We start from the raw sequence: 10,102 nt of genomic DNA, 5'->3' as shown, positions 1-10,102 counted from the left end.
CTCAACTCAACCAATCTCGACAGCCAGTGGCCGAACCTGAATCGCGCCGCCCGAACGTCACCCGGCAGGCACGTCTTGGCCCGGGGCGACGAGACTCGCGGCATCCGCGTCCGCGGAATGCCATGAAGCGAGTCTCGTCGGGACGTCGGCAAGAAATCCCTAGTTCTGCGCGGTGCTTGCGTCCGCGACGACGCGGCGGGACGCGGGTACGCGTCACGCCGCGTCGGTTTCTTGACGCCTGTTGTCTGCTGCTTGTCTGTTGCTTGTCTCTTGCGTGTCTGCCGGCTGTTACCAGCTGCCGGCCAGCAGGAGGTCGCCGTACTCGTGCTCACGAGAGACCTGCTGGAGGTCGGACTCGACCATCATGTGCATCAGCTGCGGGAAGTCGACGGTCGGCTCCCAGCCCAGCTCGGTGCGGACCCGCTGGGTGTCGGCGCACAGCACCTCCACCTCCGCCGGGCGCACCAGGGCGGGGTCGACGCAGACGTAGTCCTTCCAGTCGAGGTCCACGTGCTCGAAGGCATAGCGCACCGCGTCCCGGACCGTGTGCATCTGGCCGGTGCCCACCACGTAGTCGGTCGGCTCCTCCTGCTGGAGCATGAGGTGCATCGCCCGGACGTAGTCGCCGGCGAAGCCCCAGTCCCGCACCGCGTCGAGGTTTCCCAGGTCCAGCTTTTTCTGGTGGCCCAGCTTGATGCGGGCGGCCGCCAGCGAGATCTTCCGGGTGACGAACTCCGCGCCACGGCGCGGGGACTCGTGGTTGAAGAGCATCCCGGACACCGCGTACATCCCGAAGGACTCGCGGTAGTTCTTCGTGATGAAGTGCCCGTACGTCTTCGCGACGCCGTACGGGCTGCGGGGGTGGAACCTGGTGGTCTCGCTCTGCGGAGTCTCGGCGGCCTTGCCGAACATCTCCGAGGACGACGCCTGGTAGAAACGGATCTGGCCGCCGCCCGCATGCCGGGAGCCGTTCAGTCCGCTCACCATGCGGATGGCTTCGAGCATCCGCAGGACACCCATGCCGTTGATCTCGGTGACCAGTTCGGCCTGCTGCCACGACATCGGCACAAAGGAAATCGCGCCGAGGTTGTACACCTCGTCCGGCTGCACCGTGTCCACGGCCGAAACGAGACTTGCCTGATCCATGAGATCGCCGTCCACGAACGACAAATCGGAGACCAGACGGCTCACCCGCGATTTCCGCGGATTGGCCTGTCCCCTGATCAATCCCCATACCTGGTAACCCTGCGACAGCAGGTGTTCCGCCAGGTAAGAACCGTCCTGTCCGGTGATCCCAGTGATCAACGCGCGCCTGGACATGTCATCCCCTTCTCTCCCCCGGACAGACCGCCCGCACGCAGAGCTGTCCCACCACGGGAGCGGAACATGCGAAAGTCCGACGGTGAACGCACCGGAAGAATGACCGGTCGATGAACTGGCACCGAATGCGCTTCTGTCCGGCCGATATATGCGACCGCACGCTCGCAGTCGCCCGACGGCAGTGTCAAGAAAATGCCGACACACTAGGGAATTTGCGAGACTCGGCCCCCGCGGGACACCGTCGGCCGATGCCCGCGAGTGTTCGGCAGCGCGAACACTAGGGATTCTCCTGTGTGTTGTGCGGTGGACTGGGCGGGTCGGCGGTCCGCCGGCCCTGCCGTCCGGAGAGTTCGGTGCTGATCAGACTCCTGCGTGCCCGCCTGCGCCCCTACGGCCGCTCCGTCGCCCTTCTCGTGCTGCTGCAACTGGTGCAGGTCACGGCCACGTTGCTGCTGCCCATGTTCGGTGCCGCGGTCATCGACAACGGCGTGGTCAAGGCCGATACCGATTACATCTGGCGGACCGGCGCCGTCATGCTCGTCGTGGCGGCCCTGCAGATCGCCTGTGCGATCGGCGCGGTGACCCTCGGCTCCCGCACCTCGATGGGCCTCGGACGCGATCTGCGCTCGGCGGTCTTCCGCCGGGTGCTGGACTTCTCCGCCCGCGAGGTGGGCCGCTTCGGCACCCCTTCACTGATCACCAGAACGGTCAACGACGTCCAGCAGGTCCAGGCACTGTCCCAGTCGGCCTTCGGCATCGCGGTGTCGGCACCCATCATGTGCGTCGGCAGCGTGCTGCTGGCGCTGCGCCAGGACGTGCCGCTGTCGATGTTCCTGGTCGCGATCGTCGTGGTGATCGCCGCCACCTTCACGCTCATCCTGACCCGGATGAGCCCGTGGTACGACCTGATGCAACAGCGCGTCGACCAGGTCAACCGGATGCTGCGCGAGCAGATCACCGGGGTCCGGGTGGTGCGGGCCTTCGTGCGCGACACCCACGAACGCGAGCGGTTCACCCGGACGAACGCCGAGATGACCGCGCTGTCGCTGCGTGTCGCCCGGCTGATAGCGGCGATGCTCCCCCTCGTCATGCTGGTGATGAACGCCTTCATGGTGGGGCTGATCTGGTTCGGCGCCCGCCGTATCGAGGCCGGGTCGATGCAGCTCGGCTCGCTGAGCGCCTTCCTCAGCTATCTCGGTCTGATCCTGATGTCCGTGGTGATGGTGACGTTCGTCTTCCTGGCCGTACCCCGCGCGAAGGTGTCCGCCGAACGCATCCAGGAAGTGCTCGACACCGAGCCGAGCGTCAAGGCACCCGAGTACCCGGTCCACACCGGCACGGACGCCGGCCGACTGGAGCTGCGTGCCGTGGAGTTCCGCTACCCGGGAGCGGAGGAGCCGGTACTGCGGGACATCGACCTCACGGCCGGTCCCGGGGAGACGGTGGCGATCCTCGGCAGCACCGGGAGCGGCAAGACGACCCTGCTGAACGTGGTGCTGCGGCTCTTCGACCGCACGGGCGGATCGGTCCTGGTCGGCGGCGTCGACGTGCGCGCGTACGACGCGGACGCCCTCTCCCGCACCGTCGGCTTCGTGCCGCAGAAGCCCTATCTCTTCTCCGGCACCGTGGCGAGCAATCTGCGGTTCGGCAAGCCCGAGGCCACCGACGAGGAGCTGTGGCGCGCCCTGGAGACCGCCCAGGCCCGGGAGTTCGTCGAGCGCATGCCCGGTGGGCTGGGCGCGCGGATCGCGCAGGGCGGCACCAACCTCTCGGGCGGGCAGCGACAGCGACTGTCCATCGCGCGCACGCTGGTGCGCCGGCCCGACGTCTATCTCTTCGACGACTGTTTCTCGGCGCTCGACTACGCCACGGACGCGGCGTTGCGGGCGGCCCTCGCCCCCGAGATCGCCGGGGCGACGGTGGTCGTCGTCGCCCAGCGGGTCAGCACGGTCCGGCACGCCGACCGCATCGTGGTCCTCGACGCCGGGCGCGTCGTGGGGGCCGGCACCCACGAGGAGCTGATGTGCGACAGCACGACGTACCGCGAGATCGCGCTCTCCCAGCTCACCAGCGAGGAGGCCGCCGGTGCGACGAATCGGCCGTGAGCGCGGCGGGAGCACCGCTACGCCCGTACGCCGGCCGTCGCACCGGCTCCCCGGAACCCACAGGAAAGGCGGGGCGGCATGACTCCCCCGGTCAAGGTCGGCACGGCACCGGGCACGCCCCCGCGGGAACCCGGAGCCGTACCCGAAGGGGAGCAGCGCACCCCGCCGGAGAACGCCGAGCCGTCGGAGAAGGCACGCGACCCGCGCGGTACGGTCCGCCGGGTGCTGGGGCTGCTCCGTCCGCAGCGCGGGCGGGTGGCCGTGCTGCTCGGCCTCGGGATCGTCGGTGTCACCCTCAACGCCCTCGGTCCGAAGCTCCTCGGTGATGCCACGGACCTGGTCTTCGCCGGTGTCATCGGCAAGCAGGTGTCCACCGGGGAGTCCAAGGCCGCCGTCGTCGAGCGGTTGCGCGCCGAGGGCCACGACTCGCTCGCCAATGTCTTCAGCACGGTGGACGTGGTGCCCGGCCAGGGCATCGACTTCGACGGCGTCGGACGGCTGCTGCTGGTCGTCCTCGCGCTGTACGCCGCGGCGTCGCTGTTCACACTTCTGCAGGGGTGGCTGGCCACGGCCGTCGTGCAGCGGGTCGTGTTCGATCTCCGGGAGAGGGTGGAGGAGAAGCTCGCGCGTCTGCCGCTCAGCTACTTCGACCGCAATGCGCCGGGCGAGGTGCTGAGCCGGGTCACCAATGACGTCGACAATCTCCAGCAGACCCTCCAGCAGTCACTGAGCCAGCTGATCACCGCGGTGTTCTCGACGCTGAGCATGCTGGTCCTGATGTTCGTGATCTCACCGCTGCTGGCCCTGATCATGCTGATCGGCGTGCCCGTGTCGGCGCTGCTGGCCACGTTGATCGTCAAACGTGCGCAGCCTCAGTTCGCCACCCAGTGGGCGGCCACCGGGACGCTCAACGCCCATGTCGAGGAGATGTACAGCGGGCACTCGCTGGTGAAGGGCTTCGGCAGGCGGGAGTTGGCGGAGCGGGCCTTCGACGAGCACAACGAGGCGGTGTACCGGGCGGGCGCGAAGGCGCAGTCCGTCTCGGGCGCCATCGAACCGTCGATGATGTTCGTCGCCAACCTCAGCTATATCGTCGTGGCCGTCGTCGGCGCGCTGCGCGTGGTGAGCGGATCGCTGTCGATCGGTGAGGTGCAGGCGTTCATCCTGTATTCCGGTGGGTTCAGCCGGCCGATCGTCGAGGCGGCGAGCGTCGCGGGTCGTCTGCAGTCGGGCGCGGCGTCCGCCGAGCGGGTCTTCGCGCTGCTCGACGCGGACGAGCAGGGGCCCGACCCGCGGCGGCCGGTGCGGCCCGAACGCATCGAGGGGCATGTGGAGTTCGAGCGGGTGTCGTTCGCCTACACCCCGGGCACTCCGCTGATCGACGACCTGTCGCTCACCGTGCGGCCCGGCCAGACCGTGGCGATCGTCGGTCCGACCGGGGCGGGCAAGACCACACTCGGCAATCTCCTCATGCGCTTCTACGAGCTCGACGGCGGCCGCATCCTGCTGGACGGCACGGACATCGCCGGGATGACCCGCGAGGAACTGCGCGCGAACATCGGTCTCGTCCTCCAGGACGCCTGGCTGTTCGGCGGCACGATCGCCGAGAACATCGCGTACGGGCGCCCCGACGCCACCCGCGAGGAGATCGTCGCCGCGGCGCGCGCGACCTGCGTCGACCGTTTCGTGCGGACCCTGCCCGACGCGTACGACACCGTGCTCGACGACGAGACGTCGAGCGTCAGCGCCGGTGAGAAGCAGCTGATCACGGTGGCGCGGGCGTTTCTGACCGGGCCGGCGATCCTGTTGCTGGACGAGGCGACGAGTTCGGTCGACACCCGCACGGAGGTCCTCATCCAGCGGGCCCTGAACTCGCTGCGCGCGGGCCGTACCAGCTTCGTCATCGCGCACCGGCTGTCGACCATCCGGGACGCCGACGTCATCGTCGTCATGGAGGCCGGGCGGATCATCGAGCGGGGCACGCACGAGGAGCTGATCGGGAACGCGGGCACCTACGCCCGGATGTACGCCTCCCGGACCCTGGTGCCCGGGCAGGAGCCGGGAGAGCAGGGGGAGCCGGCCGGTCAGGCCTGACCGGTCTCGATGCGGCTGATCCTGCCGTCCGTCATCTCGAACCTCCAGGCGGTGCGCATCTCGCCCCAGGTGTCGTTGCGGAAGTCGGCGATCAGCGAGCGGCCGCCGTCCGACTCGGAGCGCACGTCCATGTGGCCCCCGGCGGTGAAGATCTCCTTGTCGATCCACTGGCGCAGATCACGGTCCGAGCCGTCGTCGGACAGGGTCGCGTCGTCGGTCAGCAGGGACAGGAAGCCCTCCCGGTCGCCGGTGTTGATCGCGAGGGCGAGGGATCTCACCAGGGGGTCGCTGAGGTTCTGGGGGGCGATGGTCATCGAAACCTGCTCCTCGGTCGTTCCGGGCGGATGTCCCGAACGGTAGCCAGGGGGCGGGGTTCCGGCCACGGGACCGCGCCCACCCCGTTTGTAAGATCGTTAAGCGGGGGGATCGACGCATTCACCTTATTGAGGGGAAAGATGACTTACCCCGCCATTCGGTGCGGCCCGCCGCCTAGCGTGAGGGGCGATTTGGTCCAGGCCACGCGAAAGGCCGTGCACGAATGTCCGATCCCTTCCGGCTCCCCTCCTTCTACATGCCGTATCCGGCCCGCCTGAACCCTCATCTGGAGAGTGCCCGCAAGCACTCCAAGGCGTGGGCCCGAGACATGAACATGATCGAGGGATCCGGCATCTGGGAGGAGTCGGACTTCGACTCGCACGACTACGCCCTGCTCTGCGCGTACACCCATCCGGACGCCTCGGCGGCGGAGCTGTCCCTGGTCACCGACTGGTACGTCTGGGTGTTCTTCTTCGACGACCACTTCCTGGACATCTTCAAGCGCAGCCGGGACATGGCCGGCGCGAAGGCCTATCTCGACCGGCTGCCCGCCTTCATGCCCGTCGACCCGGTGGACACGCCCGCGACACCGACCAACCAGGTCGAGGCCGGACTCGCGGAGCTGTGGGCCCGCACGGTCCCGGCGATGTCCCGGGACTGGCGCCGTCGCTTCCACGAGAGCACCCGGCATCTGCTGGAGGAGTCCCTCTGGGAGCTCGCCAACATCAATGAGGGCCGGGTGTCCAACCCCGTCGAGTACATCGAGATGCGCCGCAAGGTGGGCGGCGCCCCCTGGTCCGCCAATCTCGTCGAGCACGCGGTCGGCGCCGAGGTGCCCGCCGCGGTCGCGGCGAGCCGGCCGATGCGGGTCCTCAAGGACACCTTCGCCGACGGGGTGCACCTGCGCAACGACCTCTTCTCCTACCAGCGCGAGACCCAGAGCGAGGGCGAGCTGGCCAACGCGGTGCTGGTGCTGGAGAAGTTCCTGGGCTGCGACACCCAGGAGGCGGCGGACGCCGTCAACGACCTCCTCACCGCACGCCTGCAGCAGTTCGAGCACACCGCGCTGCATGAGGTGGCGCCGCTCCTGCGGGAGCAAGGACTCGACCCGGCGGCGCACGCCGATGTCTTCGCCTACGTCAAGGGGCTCCAGGACTGGCAGTCCGGCGGGCACGAGTGGCACATGCGCTCCAGCCGGTACATGAACGGCGCCTCGGGCGACGCCCACGCGAACGCCCCCGCTCCCCTGGCCACCGCGACCCTCCTGGCAGGCCCCTCCGGCCTCGGCACATCGGCGGCGCGGGCCGTGGTCTCGCTGGCGGTCTCGGTCCCCGCGAGGCTGAGGAGCTACGCCCACGTCCCCTTCCAGCAGGTCGGCCCGCTGCCGCACCCCGACTTCGCCATGCCCTACACGACCCGGCTGAGCCCGCATCTGGACGCCGCCCGCCGGCACAACGTCGAGTGGAGCCATGGTGTGGGAATCCTGGACGCCGTCCCCGGTATCCCCGGGTCCGGCATCTGGGACGAGGAGAAACTCAAGGACATCGACCTCCCCCTGTGCGCCGCCGGCATCCACCCCGACGCGACCCCCGGAGCTCTGGATCTGACGTCGGACTGGCTCACCTGGGGCACCTACGCCGACGACTACTACCCGGTGGTCTTCGGCCGCACCCCGGACATGGAAGCCGCGAAGGCGTGCCACGAACGGCTGCTGCTGTTCATGCCCTTGGACCTCGCGTCGGCGCCGGCCCCGCTGAACCCGCTGGAGCGCGGCCTCGCCGATCTGTGGCCGCGCACGGCGGGCCCGATGGACACCGACGACCGCCGCGCCTTCCAGGACGCCGTCCGGGTCATGCTGGAGAGCTGGCTGTGGGAGCTGTCCAACCAGAAGCAGAACCGCATCCCCGAGCCCGTCGACTACATCGAGATGCGCCGCCAGACCTTCGGCTCGGACCTCACCATGAGCCTGTCCCGGATCGGCCACGGACACACCGTGCCGCCGGAGGTCTACCGGTCACGGCCCGTCAAGGCGATGGAGAACGCGGCGCAGGACTACGCCTGCCTGATGAACGACGTCTTCTCGTACCAGAAGGAGATCCAGTTCGAGGGCGAGCTCCACAACGCGGTTCTCGTGGTGCGGAACTTCTTCAACTGCGGGACCGAGGAGGCACTCGGCATCGTCAGTGATCTGATGACCGCCCGGATGCGCGAGTTCCAGTACATCGTCGCCGTCCAGCTGCCCGCGATGTTCGACGACTTCGACCTGAGCGAGGAGGCCCGCGCGACCCTCACGGGCTATGCCGAGGAGCTCGAGCACTGGCTGTCCGGCATCCTCACCTGGCACCAGGGCTGCCGCCGGTACGCCGAGGTCGACCTGCTCCGCCACAACGCCCCGCCGGCGGCGGCGTGGGGCGTCCCCACGGGCCTCGGCACCTCGGCCGCCAGGATCACGACGCCGTTCCGCCCGCCCACGGCCATGGCGGTGGCCGGGGGCTGACCAGGGCCACGGGCCGCGAGGCTCAGCGGTTCAGAGCTCAGCGGCCCGGGGCTCAGCAGTCCAGGGGGTCCGGGATGCTCGCCGTGGTGGGGCCGCCGTTCCGGCACAGCCCGTAGCCCTGGTCGTGGAGGTCGTCGACGATCCCGGGCAGGGCGTCGGGGAAACGGGTGAAGAGATGCCCCAGGACGACTCCGCTGCGCTTGGCCGCCGCCGGCGCCTGCCGCACCCGGGCCCGCAGGACCTCCGGGCCCGGGAACTGCCCACCGGTCTTCTCCCAGTCCAGGGTGTCCAGGGTCCAGGTGCAGATCCGGTAGCCGAGCTCCGCCGCGAGTGCCGTCTCGCGCGGCCCGTAGTCACCGAACGGCGGTCGCAGCAAGGTGCTCCGCAGCCCGCTGCGGATCTCCTCGCGGGCCGCCTTCTCGCTCAGGGCGGGCAGATGGGGGTGGGAGTAGGAGTGATTGCCGACCCAGTGGCCCTGGCGCCGCAGGGTGACGGCAATGTGCGGATGGCGCTCGGCGTGATGGTTGACGAGGAAGAACGCGGCGCGGACGCCGCGCCCCCGCAGGAAGCTCCCGGCCCGCACGGCCCGGTCCGGGTCCTCGACGGACCAGTCGTCCAGCGTCAGCAGCACCCGGCCGGAGGTATTGCCGCACCGCTCGGCGTCATAGCCCGCCGCCGCGCTCGCGGGGGCCGCGCAGACCGCGAGGACAGCCGACAGCGCCGCCAGCACGGCGATCGCTGCCGTCACGGGCCGGGGGCGACGACAGGGACGGAACGGGCTGCCGGTGATCACCGCCTCAGGCTGGCAGCGGCCGCACCCCGGCGCAAATGAAGACTCGGCCGGCCGGGTGAGACAGGAGCGCCGGGTCAGGAACAGCTGCTTCCGCCGCAGCTCGAGCTGGAGCAGGAACTGCTGGAACACGAGCTGCCGGAGCAGCCCGTGCTGCAGCCGTAGCCGGTGGACGAGCTCGAACCGCCGCTGCCGGAAGAGCGGGACGACGAGGGCTTGTACGGTCGCCACTCGCCGGCCTTCTCCAACTGCTTCCCGAACTCCTCATGGGGGCCCCGTAGCAGGCCCGGACCCCACGCGGCGACGACACCCGCGATGCCCGCCGGATGGCGGTCCGGCTGCTGCTCCACCCAGGGGCATCCCACCCAGAGGTAGTCGTCCATCCGCGCCCCGTGGTCGGTGAACCGGCCGACGCGGGGGCGGCACAGCACCCGCAGCACGATCCCGAGGGCGACCAGGGTGGGAGGGACGAAGCGAGCCAGGGCGGAGTCCGCCGTGAAGGCCGACGCCAGGGCGAGGATCCCGGCGATCACCAGCCAGACGACGTGGATGCCCGCGGCCCAACGCCATGTGCCGTGCGCCTGTACCGGCATCAGCAGGCCTTGCTTCTCCAGCGAGCCTTCCAGGGTCCGCATGCCCCGGCAGCCGGTCAGCACGTCCCGCACCGCGCGCAGGTCGCTGCTCCAGTCGGTGGCGCATTCCTTCAACACGGCCCGCTCGAAGGAGTCCCGGGCGATCGGGCTGATCACTTTGACCTTGCCGGCGGAGTCCACGGAGATGCGTTCCTCGGCGTACATCCGGGCGATCACGGTATCGGCCACGCCCCCCTCCCACCCCTTCAAGTAGGCGATCTCCAGCAGACCCGGTTCGCACCCGGTCGTCAGCGGGACACGGGGGCCACGGGCCGTGAGGCGGAGGCGCAGAAGCCAGGCCGAGGAGATGGCGAGCGCGATCAGGGCCACGGTCAGGGCGATGATCATG

Annotated in this window: 7 protein-coding genes; 3 read left to right on the top strand and 4 right to left on the bottom strand. The window is 69.5% G+C overall.

The features are described from left to right. Positions 1 to 288: 288 nt before the first annotated feature. The gene (locus JO379_RS31005) at positions 289 to 1,320 is read right to left on the bottom strand and encodes a GDP-mannose 4,6-dehydratase (protein WP_130880881.1); all 1,032 of its coding nucleotides are present in this window, start codon (positions 1,318 to 1,320) and stop codon (positions 289 to 291) included. A gap of 353 nt (positions 1,321 to 1,673) precedes the next feature. Here JO379_RS31005 and JO379_RS31000 point away from each other — a divergent pair, with 353 nt between their 5' ends. Both JO379_RS31000 and JO379_RS30995 read left to right on the top strand, forming a co-directional pair. Next, a complete protein-coding gene (locus JO379_RS31000) occupies positions 1,674 to 3,425 on the top strand; it encodes an ABC transporter ATP-binding protein (RefSeq protein ID WP_209518047.1) in 1,752 nt (583 codons plus the stop codon). Positions 3,426 to 3,503: 78 nt separating this feature from the next. Next, entirely contained in the window at positions 3,504 to 5,519 is a 2,016-nt protein-coding gene (locus JO379_RS30995; protein WP_130880883.1) for an ABC transporter ATP-binding protein, read from the top strand. Here the strand turns inward: JO379_RS30995 and JO379_RS30990 are convergent. After that, positions 5,510 to 5,833 carry a nuclear transport factor 2-like protein gene (locus JO379_RS30990; protein ID WP_130880884.1) on the bottom strand — a complete coding sequence of 108 codons (324 nt, stop codon included), beginning with the start codon at positions 5,831 to 5,833 and terminating at the stop codon, positions 5,510 to 5,512. The genes JO379_RS30995 and JO379_RS30990 overlap by 10 nt on opposite strands. Positions 5,834 to 6,057: 224 nt before the next feature. Between JO379_RS30990 and JO379_RS30985 the strand changes: the two genes are divergently transcribed. Then, complete coding sequence (locus tag JO379_RS30985) at positions 6,058 to 8,331, top strand: family 2 encapsulin nanocompartment cargo protein terpene cyclase (protein WP_209518045.1); 2,274 nt, start codon at positions 6,058 to 6,060, stop codon at positions 8,329 to 8,331. 52 nt (positions 8,332 to 8,383) lie between these two features. Here JO379_RS30985 and JO379_RS33520 read toward each other — a convergent pair whose 3' ends face one another. Then, positions 8,384 to 8,962: a polysaccharide deacetylase family protein gene (locus JO379_RS33520; protein ID WP_278046351.1), complete on the bottom strand. Its 579-nt coding sequence runs from the start codon at positions 8,960 to 8,962 to the stop codon at positions 8,384 to 8,386. Positions 8,963 to 9,198: 236 nt separating this feature from the next. Then, complete coding sequence (locus JO379_RS33515) at positions 9,199 to 10,101, bottom strand: TIGR04222 domain-containing membrane protein (RefSeq protein WP_245381596.1); 903 nt, start codon at positions 10,099 to 10,101, stop codon at positions 9,199 to 9,201. Position 10,102: the final 1 nt, after the last annotated feature.

The sequence above is a fragment of the Streptomyces syringium genome, assembly GCF_017876625.1.
In the GTDB taxonomy this organism is placed as follows: domain Bacteria; phylum Actinomycetota; class Actinomycetes; order Streptomycetales; family Streptomycetaceae; genus Streptomyces; species Streptomyces syringius.
This window is presented reverse-complemented; position numbering and strand designations above follow the sequence as displayed.

Bases quoted from the DNA above. Each gene is read 5' to 3' on its own strand.
- JO379_RS31005 (WP_130880881.1), bottom strand. From the start codon at position 1,320: ATGTCCAGGCGCGCGTTGATCACTGGGATCACCGGACAGGACGGTTCT.
- JO379_RS30995 (WP_130880883.1), top strand. From the start codon at position 3,504: ATGACTCCCCCGGTCAAGGTCGGCACGGCACCGGGCACGCCCCCGCGG.
- JO379_RS30990 (WP_130880884.1), bottom strand. From the start codon at position 5,833: ATGACCATCGCCCCCCAGAACCTCAGCGACCCCCTGGTGAGATCCCTC.
- JO379_RS30985 (WP_209518045.1), top strand. From the start codon at position 6,058: ATGTCCGATCCCTTCCGGCTCCCCTCCTTCTACATGCCGTATCCGGCC.
- JO379_RS33515 (WP_245381596.1), bottom strand. From the start codon at position 10,101: ATGATCATCGCCCTGACCGTGGCCCTGATCGCGCTCGCCATCTCCTCG.